The organism is Streptomyces fodineus (genome assembly GCF_001735805.1).
GTDB classification, from domain to species: domain Bacteria; phylum Actinomycetota; class Actinomycetes; order Streptomycetales; family Streptomycetaceae; genus Streptomyces; species Streptomyces fodineus.
The window spans coordinates 1,957,888-1,970,375 of record NZ_CP017248.1; the positions used below are offsets into that span (position 1 = coordinate 1,957,888).

A 12,488-nucleotide genomic window follows, 5' to 3' on the forward strand; every position below is an offset into this window, starting at 1 on the left:
GTGCCGGTACTCGTGGATCACTCCGGCGAGCCGGTCCCGGCGACGTATGCCCAGACAGGAGATGGGCCCCGGATCGGTGATTGGTTCGGGGACCTGTGGATGGACGACAAGCCGGCCTTCCTCGACCGTGTCCGGAAGGTCCTGGGACCCGGCGGGACCTTCTGGGTCGTCACCGAACTCGCCGGTCGCCGCGAGCGGGTCGCCGGGTTCGGCGTCCTGGTACTGCTGGAAGAACTCCAGTGCGTTGCAGCCGTAGTCGTCCTCCTCCTGGTAGACGTGCCAGGACACGCCCGCCTCGGTGAGCCGCTCGGGGTAGGTGGTCCAGCGGAACGGCTCGGGGATGACGTTGCTGATGACCAGCCCGCCGGCAAGGCCGTTCGGGTCGATGGTGCCGGTCCAGTGGTAGAGCCGGTTGGGCCAGGTGGGGCCGAGCAGCGAGCAGTGGTAGGCGTCGCAAAGGCTGGAGGACTCGGCGAGCGCGAATTGGAATCGGATGGGGATGTCGGCGCGCTCGTAGTAGCCCATGGTGAACGGGCCGTTGGCCTCACCGTCCGCCTTGCGGTGCGCCGACACCCAGTTGTCCATCCGGCCGTTGTTCCAGGCCTCCTGCTGCACCGACCAGGCGTGTCTGGTGGACGGGATGGCCTGCGAGCTGGTGGTCCTGGTGTCGAGGTGGAACGGCGCAGGTAGCCGTCCGGGTTCTCCGGGTCCGGTTGGTAGAACACCGGTCTGCCGGTCGGCAGGATGGCCGCGTCCGGGTCGTCGAAACCCCGTACCCCGCGCATGGTGCCGAAATAGTGATCGACCGATCGATTCTCCTGCATGAGGATCACGACATGCTCGATGTCGTGGGGCGATACCGCCCGGTGGGCCGTGTCGGCCATGGCGCGTTGCAGGTTGGGCGGGAGCAAGGACGCGGCGGCGAGCCCACCGACGCCCAGCGCGGAGCCGAGGAGCCTGCGACGGGACAGTCCAGCCATGGTCACCCCTCCACGGAAGATCGGGAACGCGCGTCAGCACACACCACTTCGTTTCCCGCGCACAAGAGGGCGTGCCGCAGCGGCCGTCATCCATGTGCGTCCAGCCGAATTCAGCAGGCGGGGGCGCCTGCGCCTTCCGGGGTCGCGCGTCGGAACCGCGCGCGGAGGGCCGGAATGCGTGGCCGCCGGAGCGGCTGGGTGGGCCTCGGGCCACCCAGCCCGCGCCCCCTCGGTTTTGGAGCTGGCCGGCGCGCCCCCCGAACACATTGCCGACGAACTGGTGAGGCCCGGTATCTGCTCGACGAAGGTCCGGCGGAAGCACACGGCGTTCCGGCACCGAACCCGCCCTTCGAAGGTATTGGCGTCAGCCGCGGCGCATGACCAGCGGCTCGTGGCGCCGGAGGAGCACCAGTACCACGATGATGCCAACCAGCCCCAAGCCTTCCAGCACCCCTGCATCCAGCCACCACTGGTGGGCGGTGTGGACCCAGAGCGGGTCGGCGGAGTGGGGGTGCTTGTCGTCCGCGGGTGGGCCGATCCGGCTCAGGTTGATGGTGGCCGCCTGCGCGGCGACCGCCCAGCGGGAGGGGACGAGCCAGGAGAGCTGATTCAGACCCACCTGATTGAAGAGCGGGAAGACTGCACCGCTGAACATCACCTGGACGACTGTGGCGAGCACCAGCAGGGGCATCGTCTTCTCGGCAGTGCGCACCAGGGCGGAGATGATCAGGCCGAGCATCATCGAGGTCGTGGAGAGCAGCACTACCGCCAGTACCAACTCGATCTCGGACGGTGTGGTCACCAGTCCCACCGGCGGCAGCCGACGGCCGGCCAGTCCGATCGCGACCACCACGAATCCCTGTACTGCGGTGATCAGCCCCAGGACCATCACCTTTGACAGGACGTAGGCGGACCGGGCCAGCCCTATGGCGCGTTCCCGCTGGTAGACGACGCGTTCCTGGACCAACTCTCGCACTGAGTTCGCGGTACCGGTCAGACAGGCACCCACTGCCAGCACCAGCAGTACGGGTTGGGCGTCGACGTTGTAGTTCGGAGCGCAGGACGCCAGCTTCGCGCAGGTCTGTGTGGCGGCCATGAAGCCGTACTGGGCGGGCACTGTCACGCTGAGCACCCCCATGATCAGCGGCAGCGCGAGTAGCAGACCCGCATGGCCTCGGTCTGCTGCGATGACCGACAAGTTGCGACGCATCAGGGTGGTGAACTGGGAGCGCCAGCTCGGCGGACGAACCGATTCTGCACCGGCGAATTCCCGCAGCCCGCCGCCCGCCTTCGGCCGTTTCCTCTGCTTCCTGTGTTTCTTCAAACCCTCCGCGCCGGGCTTCTCGGGCTGCGTTCCATCGGCGGGTGGGTCGGTACGCTGGGCCGCCACCTCCTCCATGACCGTGGTGTACGTGCGGTAGTGAATCGATTTGTGGTAGCGGGCCGTCCAGTCCCGGTCGGGATGAAGGTCGAAGGCGTGGAAGACGTCCGCCCAGTCGTCGTACCCGAAGAACTCCAACGCGTACTGCGACGGGCCGAAATACGCGGTACGGCCCCCTGGGGCCAGGACCAACAGGCGGTCACACAGATGGAGGTTGGCGATGCTGTGCGTGACCACGGCAACGCGGCGACCACCGTCCGCGAGACCCCGCAGCATCTGCATGACCTGCCGGTCCAGACCAGGGTCGAGGCCGGAGGTCGGTTCGTCCAGCAACAGCAGGGCGGGTTTGGTCAGCAGTTCCATGGCGACTGAGACACGTTTGCGTTGACCGCCGGAGAGCGCGGTGATCCGGGTATCCATACGGTGCGAGAGGCCCAGTTCCTCCAGCACCTCCTTGACGCGCTCTTCACGGGTGGCGGCATCGCTGTCGCGCGGGAAACGCAGTTTGGCTCCGTAGCTCAGCGCTTTGCGCACGGTGAGCTGCGGATGAAGGACATCGTCCTGTGGGACGAGGGCCACGCGCTGGCGGAGTTCCGCGAAGTGCGTATAGAGGTTGAGGCCGTCGTAGAGCACCTCGCCCTCGTCGGCGGGCTGATAGCCCGTCAGTGCCCGCAGCAGAGTGGACTTACCGCAACCCGACGGACCTACGATGCCGACAAGGGCCTTCTCGGGAAGGTCGAGGCTGACCTGGTTGAGCAGGGTCTTCGTCTCGCTGCGCTGGCGCACCCGGACTGTCAGGTCCCTGGCGATGAAAGAACCTGTGCCCCCGTCGGCGCGCACCAGCCGACCGTCTGCCAGATGGAACCTGGAATGACCGATCGCAACAATGTCACTCGAGCCGAGCACGTGCCGGACAACCTGATGACCATTGACATACGTGCCGTTCGAGCTGTTGAGGTCCCTTATTTCAGGCTCACCCTCGACCGTCTTTCCCAGTACCGCATGGTACTGGGAAACCATGGGGTCCGGCACGACGAGGTCGTTGTCGGGTGCGCGGCCTATTCTGAGGACTTGCTCGGCGTTCGGCAACGTCTTATCTGTCATTCCCTGAGCGCCAGTCCTGTTCAGCGGCATTTTGAGGCGTGCATGACGCGCGTAGGTCAAACCGCGCCACCGGGATGCGTGACCGCCCCCCGGGACCTTCCTGTGCCCGACAGAGTAACCCTTCATCTATCGCGGCAAGTTCACGGTTTGCCTTACCTTTCATAAATCAGGCAATATTCCACTAACTGGACATGAGCCCGTTCGTTCAGGTGCCCAGTCCGTACCATGCCGGGAACTAGGCGGCCGGAGAAGTTACCGCTGAGGTTGAACGGTCGGGGTGACTGGGTTACGGGGCTCCAGTGTCAGTCCCGTCTCGGCTATGAAGCCGTTGAGGACCTCGGGTCGGCGTTGGATGCCGCGTAAGCGGTTCTTCACCAGCGGAGTGAGGTCTTCGACCTTGTGGGGTGCGAGGTTGGCCAGGGACTTCTTCGGGTGGGCCCATACGCCTTCGACAGGGTTGAGGTCTGGCGCGTAGGGCGGGAGCTTGACGATGATGAGCCAGTCGCTGTTGCGGTCGCAGAACTCCCGCAGGGGCTTGGCGTGGTGGGTGCTGGCGTTGTCCCACACCAGGATCAGCGGGGCGCCGTCGAGCTGACGACGTGCAGCGGTGATCAGTTCGGCGAACTCGCGGGCCCGGAAGCCCTTCTTCTCGCCCGTACGGCCCTGGTGTGTCTGCGTCCGGTAGATCATCCTGGTTTCGCGGCCCGGCCTGACGCAGATCATGCCGGCCATCAGGACCCGGCCCGAGCCCTTGCCCGTCACCTTGACCACAGGAGTCCGTCAGCGTCTCGACCACGTGCGGCCCTTGCCTGGTTTCAGGTCCTGCCCGGCTTCATCCTCGAAGACGATTCAAGCGCCCAGGAACTTCGCTGTCCTCTTACCCGTGACCACTCGTCCACCACGCGGCAACGGCCCGCTCATCCCGCTCGGCAGCCCGGCGCGAAACGCCCGCTCGACTCGGTTCGGCCGACCCGAAGCCGGCGCCTGACAGGCATGGCCAACATGCCTGACACTCCTCGGATATCTGTCAGGCACGTCCCTGAACAGTGCACTTGCCTCACATGCCTGACGCCCATTTTCACCCCAGATGAACGGACATGTAGCGCCCAGCGTGGGGCACGGAGCGCCACCCATCTTCTATCATCCTAGAAATCCAAGGGTTTCCAAGCCTTACTAGGGGCCTCCGGGGTGCCCTAACCTGACGGCATGACAGACACCGCGACCACCAACCGCTGCTACTGCGGCTGCCAGACCGCCGTCGGCTACGGACGCACCTTCGCCGCCGGTCATGACAAGATCGCCGAAGCCGCCTACCTCGCCGTCCACCACAACAGCTCCGTCGCCGAACTCCTTAAGACGTCGTCTCATTTGGTGAGTCGGCGGTAGCAGATGAGGTTGCAGGCAATGGCGGTGAAGGCCAGGAAGTGCTCGGCCTTGCGTTCGTAGCGTCGGTGCAAACGGCGGCAGCCGCCCAGCCAGGACATCGTGCGCTCGATCGTCCAGCGATGCCGGCCCAGCCGGGTGGAGGACTCGATGCCCTTGCGGGCGATGCGGTGCCGGATGCCTCGCTGGCGTAGCCATCGGCGCAGGTGGTCGTAGTCGTAGCCCTTGTCCGCGTGCAGCTTGGCGGGCCGTCGTCGGCGCGGGCCGCGGCGGGATCGGATCGGCGGGATGCCGCACACGAGTGGCTCGAGTGCCTGGCTGTCGTGCAGGTTCGCGCCGGAAATCCCGATGGAGAGGGGTAAACCGGTCCGCTCGGTGATCAAGTGGATCTTCGAGCCTTTCTTGCCCCGGTCCACAGGATTCGGACCTGTCAGGTCCCCCCTTTCAGGGCCCGCATGTTCACCGAGTCGATGGCGCAGCGCGACCAGTCAAGCTCTCCGCGCGAGCCCAGCTCGTCGAGGATGAGGCGGTGCAGCTTCGCCCAGACCCGGGCGGCGGTCCACTCGGTGAAGCGCCGGTGCGCAGTCGGCCCCGACGGGCCGAAGACCGGCGGCAACTGCCGCCAGGTACAGCCTGTCGTGGCCACGAAGATGATCGCGGCCAGCACCTCACGATCCCCATACCGGCGCCGACCACCACCCTGCGGCCGCGATGGAGCAGGCGGTACCACCCGCTGGAACAGCTCCCACAACTCGTCCGGCACCATGCGCTCGACCATCACCACACGGTGCAGATTACCCAGCGATCCAAATGAGACGACGTCTAAGAGCCAGGGCTATGGCCCCGACAACCCAGTCACCGACGCAGCCGTCGAAGCGGGCGCCTGGAAAAAGTGCGACCACTGCGACTACAAGGGCGCCCCTGAAAGCATCCGCAACCACATGGCCAAGGTGCAGAAGGCTGAGAACACTCAGCGAGAGTCCCTGGAGAAGTCCGTTCGCGCGCTCGGCGGAACCTGGGACCCGAGCCGCGGAATGCAGACCCTGCGAGACGCCGGTTACCACCCCTCCGAGAAGTACATCCGAGAGGTGTACCGACGACTGGCGGACAGTGGCCTGCTGGAGAAGGTGGATGAGCACCGGGCCATCTACTTCGTCATCGAGAAGTAGGGCCAGCAAGTGGGCCCTGTGCTCGTGAAGCTCGGCGGACCCATCGACCCCGACAACGAGGCCCACGACCTCGTCATGTCCGTCTTCGGCGGCATGAGCAAGGGTGAACGCAACCGGATCAAGATCCGGGTGCGGACCGCGATGGGCTCCCAGGCCCAGCTCCAGGGCCGCTATCTCGGCGGGAGACCGCCCTACGGCTACCGGATCGCCGACGCAGGCCCCCACCCCAACCCCTCGAAGGCCGCCGCCGGCCAGCGCATCCACAAACTCGAGCCCGACCCCGCCGCCGCACCGGTCGTGCAGCGGATCTTCCGCCTGTACGTGGAGGGCATGAGCTACAGCGCCATCGCCGCCCAGCTCACCCGGGAAGCCTGCCCCTCCGCCCACGACGCCACCCGAAATCCGCACCGCAAGAAGACCGCGTGGCAGCAGGGCGCCGTGCGCGCCATCCTCCTCAACCCCCGCTACACCGGCCACGAGGTCTGGAACAAGCAGCGCAAGGAAGAACACCTCCTCGACGTCGACGACGTCACCCTCGGCCACCGCACCCACATGACCCACAACCCGCCCGAGGAGTGGATCCACTCCATTGAGCCCGCCCACGAAGCGATCATCAGCCCCGATCTCTTCGATGCCGCCCGCATCGTGCGCACACAGCGCGCCCGCAACCAGGGGCGGCAGGAGCGCGCCGGCAAGCGGGGCGGGCGGCCCTACGCCCTGCGCGGCCGGGTCCGGTGCAGCCTGTGCGGGCGCAAGATGCAGCCCGCCACCATCCGCAGCCGCGTCTACTACCGCTGCGAGTTCAAAGAGGAAGAAGCCGCCCTCTATCCCGACCTCACCCACCCGCGCACCGTCTACCTGCGCGAAGACATCGTCTGCCAGGCCCTGGATCAGTGGATCGCCCGCGCCTTCGCCCCGGACCGGCTCTCCGCCACCATCGAAGCGCTCACCCATGCCAGCGCCGCAGCAAGCACCGCAGAGCCCCAGACCCAATCGTTGTGTCCGAGGGGCAAGTTGACGGCTGACGATACGGGCGTCGTGGCTCAAGGCAGACTCGGCCACCGAGACCTCTTTCAGCCCACGCCGACAACCGGCTGGGCCCCCTCCTCCGTACCCGGAAACCTGCAGCACTCCGCCCCAATCGCCTCGTCCGGCCTCGGCACCCTCAGTCACGGCAGACGCTCTGCGTCTCCTTCGCCGGAAGCGGATACGAATCGCGCATGCAGCACAACAGCGCGCGCCTGAAGGCAGCGTGGATCTGCCTTCTCATCGTCGGTATCGGCATCCTGATCTTCGGTGTCGTCGCCGCGGTCGCACCGGGGGCCGGCGACAAGCAACTCATGCGGGCCGACGGTGCGGCCGCGATCGGCATGGGCCTGTTCGGTGTACTGATCACCCTCTTACCGTTCCGCTGCGGGGAACGGTGGGCGTGGTACGCACAGTGGTACTACCCGGCCTTCTGGATCGCCCACTTGGCGGGAGGGCTGCCGCCGGGCAAGGACCATGTACACCAAGTGGTGTTCATCGTTCTGTCGCTCGCCGGGCTGCTGCTGCCCGTTCGCGTCTTCTTACCCCGCGCCACGACCACCGCCTGACCTGGGCGCCCGTCAGTGTTCGTGCGTGCTCGAGCCGATGAACGGGACCGTGGGCGTAGTCGCGGTGTTCTGCTTGTTGTTCGGCGACGAGGTGGTGAGGAGGCGAGCGGTTGGTCAGCCTGCTGGTGAGGGGCCCGTGGGCAGATGTTCACAGCACTGGTCGGCGCCGACCGTCACAAGGGTCGTCGTCTCAGCTGGTGGCGGCCCGAAGTCGGCGCTGCAGGCCGGCGAGGTGTCAGGTGATCGGGGCCACCGACAGTCAACGGTCGCACGCGGAGACTCACCCACCACCGAGGATGCGCACCTGAGTGGGCAGCATGCAGGCGTTGTGTCTGGGCAGTGACCCCAATTCACTCGTTCCGGCAAGCACCGCACTGCTGCACTGACCTCGTGGCCATACGAGTCGGAGTTCCGGACGGACACCGGAGACGAATGCCGCCAAGGCCTGTGGCTGCTGCCTTCGTCCCCATCGCTGCCGTGTCAGGGGACCGACAACCGGTGGGGTCGCCCGCGCCGTGCCCAGGAGCGAGGCCCCAACCGACAATGGCCGGGGCCCAGTCGCATCCGGCTAGCCGAGCGTGCCGCCGAACTGGCCTGCGGCCGCCTGGCCAAGGGCGGCCTGCCCGCCCTCGACGCCCTACCTGCCGTGGTCGAGGCGCCGACGGCCTGCCCGCCGTGTTCGACTCCGGCGTCCGCACGGGAGCAGACATCATCCAGGCCCTCGCCCTCGGTGCCACAGCCGCATGCGTCGGCCGACCCTACGCCTACGGCCTGGCCCTCGACGGGACGGACGGCATCGTGCACGTCCTGCGCTCCCTGCTTGCCGAAGCCGACCTCGTCATGGCCGTCGACGGTCACCCCGCTCTGGCCGACCGTGCGCCCGACGCCCTCCGCCGCATCCGCTGACGCGAGACGATCCGTACTTCCGGTGACGTCTGGCTCGAAAGGCGGACCCTCGGAAACTCGAGCTCGACCCGTGTCGTTGCGGTCACTCCGACTCCACCGTCGCCCGGGCGGAGCCGACTCTCCGGGGGCAGACCGGCTGTTCGCCCCCGCTTCACGTGGCACGGCAGAGACGGATGATGCGGCACCCCGCTCAGGTCGGCCTCTTCGCTGCCCGACGCCATGAAGCAAGCACGCAGGTTCCGTTCGGATGCGCTGACAGCTTGTCACGGCCAGCCATGGACGGCCGCCCCTTATGGCGTGTGCTGAGCCCCCTAGCACCCGCAGACTGGTCGGCTGTGCAGCATGGGAAACGTAATGATGTCGTAGGCAACCGGGGTGGCCCGCCGAGAGCGCGGCGGGCTGCGGCTGCCGAACGTCGGCGGGCACGATCAGGGCGTGTATCCGCCGGACGGTGCGTCGTGACACAAAAGAGGGCCAGCGCACCCAACCACCGGCTGCGCGCAGTGAAACGCCCTGACTGCCATCAGCTACTGAACTTGATTGAGTGATGTCGGGGCCCGCCGTAGGTGGCAGGGGCCAGCTCGCGCCTTCCTGGTGTGGCCGGAGCACGAGGATGATGCTCGTGTGATCCGAGACTTCCCGCCGTTGCCGTTGCCCCAGTACGCCGTGGTCCGTATCGGCTGCTCACCAGGGGTGCCTGTCGAGATCGCCGCCGATCTTTGGGAAGTCGGCGTCCCAGCAGGGCTGATCGGTTATGAGTACCAGCCGCTGACTGAGGCGACGCTCCTGGACGGGATCGGTGAGAGCGGGTTGGTCGTCTTTGGGTCCAGCGGCCTGTTCGGTCGGCTCGGCGTCGATGTGGCTTCGCGGCGCGTCGTGCAGATCCCCAAGATCGGGTCCGCGACCGCCTGGCATGTGAACAGTGACCTCGGGGCCTTCCATCGGTGCGTCGCGGGCACCATCGCCCGCTTCCCGTTCTACGAGGAAGACGAGGAGGACAGGTTCCAGGAGGTGGCGGACGAGCTTCGTCGGCTCCTCGTTGCTCTCGATGCCACCGCACTCGCAGACAACGGGTTGTGGGAGACCTTGTGCGATGACGTGGCGATGGGCGACTACGCGAACTGGGAGGAGGAATGAGTCACGTCAGCTCTCCAGGGTCAGGCCGGTGGTTGCGAGGCAGCCGTCGACGAGTTCCGGACGGTACTGGATCCTCTTGAGCCGACGTTTCACGGCTCGGGTGATCTGAGTGAGGTCCGCGGCGGCGAGGTTGCCGATCTCGCGTTTGACCAGTGACCAGATGCCCTCCTGTGGGTTGAGGTCCGGGGCGTAGGTGGGCAGGTGGAACACGGTGAGCCACTCGGCGTTCGTCTCGATGAACGCACGCATGCCGGCGGTCAGGTGCAGGCGGAGGTTGTCCCAGACCAGGACGATCGGGCCGCCGAGCTGGGTGCGGGCGCGGACGATCAGGTCGCGGAAGTCGCGCCAGCCGAAGCCCTTCGGTTCGTCCTTGCGGCCGCGATACTCGCGGATCGCGTAGATCAGCCGGGACCGCTCGCCCGGCTTATAGCAGGTCATGCCCGCCATCGACACCCGCCCGGAGCCGCGGCCCCTCACCCTCACGACCGGGGTCTGGCCGATCCGGCCCCAGGTTCTGGCGCGCGGCGGAGTCATCGACTGCCCGGCCTCGTCTTCGAAGACGATCCAGGCCCCGCGCTCCGCCGCGATGCTCTTACCCGCGGCCAGGTCTCCTTCTTCCATACCTCGACCGCGTCGTCATCGCGCTCGATGGCCCGACGAGTGGGCTGCTGCCAGCTCCAGCCGTGTCGCTTCAGCAGCCTCCAGGTGCCCTCGACCGTGTAGGAGACGTGGAACAGCCGGCCGATGAGCGTCTTGATCCGTGCCAGCGTCCACCGCTGGTCCGTCCAGCCGTGAGCCAGCGGACCACGCTCCAACTCCCGCTCCAGCCTGGCGACCTGGACTTCGTTGAGCCGAGGTCTTCCCGGTGACCCCTTCGACAGAACCCCGGCCTCACCGCCCTCCCGCCAGGCCCGACGCCACCGCTCAACCGACCGCACACTGATCCGCAGGGCAGCGGCAATCTCCGCGTTCTTCTGCCCGCTCTCGAAACGCTCCACGGCTTGGAGCCGCAACCGCTCCCGCGTAGTCCTCTCGGCGTCGGTCAGTCCGCCGCCCTGCGCGTACCTCACACCCCAGGGCTACCGGTGCCGACACTCAACTGTCAGGCGAACGGCCCCGACATCACCCAATCAAGTTCAGTACTACGGGACGGACCGCATCACCGAGGGCGGCATCGTCCTCTACAACCCGGCGAAGATGCGGGTCCAGCGATACACGTTTCGTGGAGCGCAGATCAGCACGCCCTACAACATCGACGAGGTCGATCCCGACGGAGCACGCTTCCGCCGGACGAACCACGACGATGTGGCCTTCGTCGGCCAGGTCAGCGAATACCTCGCCTGACACATTGGATCACGTGGAGAGCCGGATGCTCGGCCAACGGGCACGTCCGGTTCGGCGGGCGGGGACGGGAAAACCGGCACCGGAAACGGTGCACGGCGTCCCGTCCCCGACCCAACACATGGAACTCGACCGGCACGGCGCCGAGCTGCTGTTCCAGGTGCTGACCGAGCGGGAGGAGAAGAACAGCGTCGCCATCGCCTCCAACGAGTCGTTCGGCGGCTGGACCAAGACCTTCACCGACCCCCGCCTCTGCGCGGCCATCGTCGACCGCCTCACCTTCAACGGCACCATCATCGAGACCGGCACCGACTCCTACCGCCTCGCCAGCACCCGAGCACGAGCCGAAGAACCTGCCAAGACCGGCTGATTCACTTGAAGCCGACTCGGCCCAACGGTGCATCTGGCCGGGGATAGGGTCGGCGGATGCGCCAGTTCACGGATAGTGAAGCCTTGTCAGGGATCGTGCATGAGGCACTGGGGGCGGAGGCCCGCGTTGTCGGAGTAGACCGGTTGCGCGGCGGGAGCAAGAAGGGGGTCTACCGGGTTCACACGAGCGGATCACATGCAGCGAGCGTGATCGTCTACAGCTGGGCCGAGAATGAGGACTTCTGGCCGACTGTGGAAGCCATCGACCCGGCCCACCCGTTTGCTCCCGCCTCCGGGCTGGCCCCCTTCCTAGCGGCCCAGCGGAGACTGGACGGCCTTGGAGTACGGGTTCCAGGAGTGCTTCTCGCTGACGACAGCCGACGCCGCTACCCGGCGGACGTGGCAGTTGTCGAGGACGTTGCCGGCGGCACTCTGGAAGCGCTCCTGAAGACGGACCCCGCACGCGCATCACATGCCTTGAGCGAGCTGGCCGCAATGCTCGACGTGATGCACCAGCAGCACAGTCAGCACTACGGCAGGGTGGACGTGCTCGAACGGGGCGACAAAGCGAGTGGCGATTCATGCGAGCAACTGGTGCTCGAACGTTCCACCGAGGACCTCGCTGAGGCGGCCGAACGCGACCCCAGCATCGGATCAGCCGCAGTTGCTCTGCACGATCGCTTGCAGGAGCTGGCCACACGAGTGGCTCCGCGCACGCAGCACGGACTGATCCACGGAGAACTCGGGCCCGACCATGTCCTGGTCGATGCCTCTGGCCACCCCGTCCTCATCGACATCGAGGGCCTGATGTTCTTCGATGTCGAGTGGGAGCACGTGTTCCTGCAGCTTCGTTTCGGTGACCAGTACCCAGCCTTGTCCTGCCCCGGACTCGATCCAGCACGGCTCGACCTCTACATGCTCGCGATGCGTCTCTCACTGGTGGCCGGCCCCCTTCGTCTGCTCGATGGCGATTTCCCGCACCGCACGGTGATGCAGGAAATCGCCGAGCACAACGCGAAGGAAGCACTGGCTCTGTTGGTCTCATAGCACCGCGTCCGCCACATACGCATCGCTTCTGCCGCTACCTCGACGGCCAGCCGCCCTGACGGGCGGCTGGCCGTCC

Annotated in this window: 11 protein-coding genes and 3 pseudogenes; 9 read left to right on the forward strand and 5 right to left on the reverse strand. The window is 66.7% G+C overall.

Features of this window, described 5'->3' with window-relative positions; translation table 11 throughout:
• Nucleotides 1-165: 165 nt before the first annotated feature.
• From BFF78_RS42860 to BFF78_RS07875, 3 genes and pseudogenes are all read right to left on the reverse strand, one after another.
• Nucleotides 166-980 (reverse strand): annotated as a pseudogene (locus BFF78_RS42860) (alkaline phosphatase family protein); the annotation flags it as partial.
• 364 nt (nucleotides 981-1,344) lie between these two features.
• Nucleotides 1,345-3,465: an ATP-binding cassette domain-containing protein gene (locus tag BFF78_RS07870; protein ID WP_159032961.1), complete on the reverse strand. Its 2,121-nt coding sequence runs from the start codon at nucleotides 3,463-3,465 to the stop codon at nucleotides 1,345-1,347.
• A 252-nt stretch (nucleotides 3,466-3,717) separates the two neighbouring features.
• A complete protein-coding gene (locus BFF78_RS07875) occupies nucleotides 3,718-4,236 on the reverse strand; it encodes a transposase (RefSeq protein WP_227025754.1) in 519 nt (172 codons plus the stop codon).
• 435 nt (nucleotides 4,237-4,671) lie between these two features.
• Here BFF78_RS07875 and BFF78_RS07880 point away from each other — a divergent pair, with 435 nt between their 5' ends.
• Complete coding sequence (locus BFF78_RS07880) at nucleotides 4,672-4,851, forward strand: hypothetical protein (RefSeq protein ID WP_069777627.1); 180 nt, start codon at nucleotides 4,672-4,674, stop codon at nucleotides 4,849-4,851.
• Here BFF78_RS07880 and BFF78_RS44630 read toward each other — a convergent pair.
• A protein-coding gene (locus BFF78_RS44630) for an IS5 family transposase (RefSeq protein ID WP_107440905.1) occupies nucleotides 4,830-5,626 on the reverse strand; the annotation gives its coding sequence in 2 pieces (ribosomal slippage) (nucleotides 4,830-5,288 and nucleotides 5,291-5,626; 795 coding nt in all). The two genes, BFF78_RS07880 and BFF78_RS44630, sit on opposite strands and share 22 nt — an antisense overlap.
• On the opposite strand from BFF78_RS44630, the gene BFF78_RS46760 reads away from it, so the two are divergent.
• The 5 genes and pseudogenes from BFF78_RS46760 (at nucleotide 5,613) to BFF78_RS07915 (ending at nucleotide 9,655) form a co-directional block, all read left to right on the forward strand.
• Nucleotides 5,613-6,017, forward strand: a complete 405-nt coding sequence (locus BFF78_RS46760; protein ID WP_165289338.1) for a hypothetical protein — start codon at nucleotides 5,613-5,615, stop codon at nucleotides 6,015-6,017. The two genes, BFF78_RS44630 and BFF78_RS46760, sit on opposite strands and share 14 nt — an antisense overlap.
• A gap of 75 nt (nucleotides 6,018-6,092) precedes the next feature.
• On the forward strand, nucleotides 6,093-7,262 hold the full coding sequence (locus tag BFF78_RS07900) for a recombinase family protein (RefSeq protein WP_079161772.1): 1,170 nt from the start codon (nucleotides 6,093-6,095) through the stop codon (nucleotides 7,260-7,262).
• The gene (locus BFF78_RS07905) at nucleotides 7,238-7,612 is read left to right on the forward strand and encodes a hypothetical protein (protein WP_069777629.1); all 375 of its coding nucleotides are present in this window, start codon (nucleotides 7,238-7,240) and stop codon (nucleotides 7,610-7,612) included. The genes BFF78_RS07900 and BFF78_RS07905 overlap by 25 nt, the downstream gene beginning before the upstream one ends.
• Before the next feature lie 598 nt (nucleotides 7,613-8,210).
• Nucleotides 8,211-8,518, forward strand: a pseudogene (locus BFF78_RS07910) (alpha-hydroxy-acid oxidizing protein); the annotation flags it as partial.
• A gap of 624 nt (nucleotides 8,519-9,142) precedes the next feature.
• Nucleotides 9,143-9,655: an SUKH-4 family immunity protein gene (locus tag BFF78_RS07915; RefSeq protein WP_069777631.1), complete on the forward strand. Its 513-nt coding sequence runs from the start codon at nucleotides 9,143-9,145 to the stop codon at nucleotides 9,653-9,655.
• 6 nt (nucleotides 9,656-9,661) lie between these two features.
• Here the strand turns inward: BFF78_RS07915 and BFF78_RS50490 are convergent.
• Nucleotides 9,662-10,725 (reverse strand): IS630 family transposase gene (locus tag BFF78_RS50490; protein WP_435797874.1). Its coding sequence is split into 2 segments (ribosomal slippage): nucleotides 9,662-10,278 and nucleotides 10,278-10,725, totalling 1,065 coding nucleotides; the frame shifts between segments, so codons are not numbered across the junction.
• Nucleotides 10,726-10,852: 127 nt separating this feature from the next.
• On the opposite strand from BFF78_RS50490, the gene BFF78_RS42870 reads away from it, so the two are divergent.
• The 3 genes and pseudogenes from BFF78_RS42870 to BFF78_RS07930 all read left to right on the forward strand — a co-directional run bounded on the left by BFF78_RS42870 (nucleotide 10,853) and on the right by BFF78_RS07930 (nucleotide 12,412).
• Nucleotides 10,853-10,999, forward strand: a complete 147-nt coding sequence (locus BFF78_RS42870; RefSeq protein WP_193433426.1) for a hypothetical protein — start codon at nucleotides 10,853-10,855, stop codon at nucleotides 10,997-10,999.
• A 115-nt stretch (nucleotides 11,000-11,114) separates the two neighbouring features.
• A pseudogene (locus tag BFF78_RS07925) lies at nucleotides 11,115-11,366 on the forward strand (ATP-binding protein); the annotation flags it as partial.
• A gap of 56 nt (nucleotides 11,367-11,422) precedes the next feature.
• A complete protein-coding gene (locus BFF78_RS07930) occupies nucleotides 11,423-12,412 on the forward strand; it encodes a phosphotransferase family protein (RefSeq protein ID WP_069777634.1) in 990 nt (329 codons plus the stop codon).
• The last annotated feature ends 76 nt before the right edge of the window (nucleotides 12,413-12,488 follow it).

Bases quoted from the DNA above. Each gene is read 5' to 3' on its own strand.
- BFF78_RS07870 (WP_159032961.1), bottom strand. From the start codon at position 3,465: ATGACAGATAAGACGTTGCCGAACGCCGAGCAAGTCCTCAGAATAGGC.
- BFF78_RS07880 (WP_069777627.1), top strand. From the start codon at position 4,672: ATGACAGACACCGCGACCACCAACCGCTGCTACTGCGGCTGCCAGACC.
- BFF78_RS46760 (WP_165289338.1), top strand. From the start codon at position 5,613: ATGCGCTCGACCATCACCACACGGTGCAGATTACCCAGCGATCCAAAT.
- BFF78_RS07900 (WP_079161772.1), top strand. From the start codon at position 6,093: ATGTCCGTCTTCGGCGGCATGAGCAAGGGTGAACGCAACCGGATCAAG.
- BFF78_RS07905 (WP_069777629.1), top strand. From the start codon at position 7,238: ATGCAGCACAACAGCGCGCGCCTGAAGGCAGCGTGGATCTGCCTTCTC.
- BFF78_RS42870 (WP_193433426.1), top strand. From the start codon at position 10,853: ATGCGGGTCCAGCGATACACGTTTCGTGGAGCGCAGATCAGCACGCCC.
- BFF78_RS07930 (WP_069777634.1), top strand. From the start codon at position 11,423: ATGCGCCAGTTCACGGATAGTGAAGCCTTGTCAGGGATCGTGCATGAG.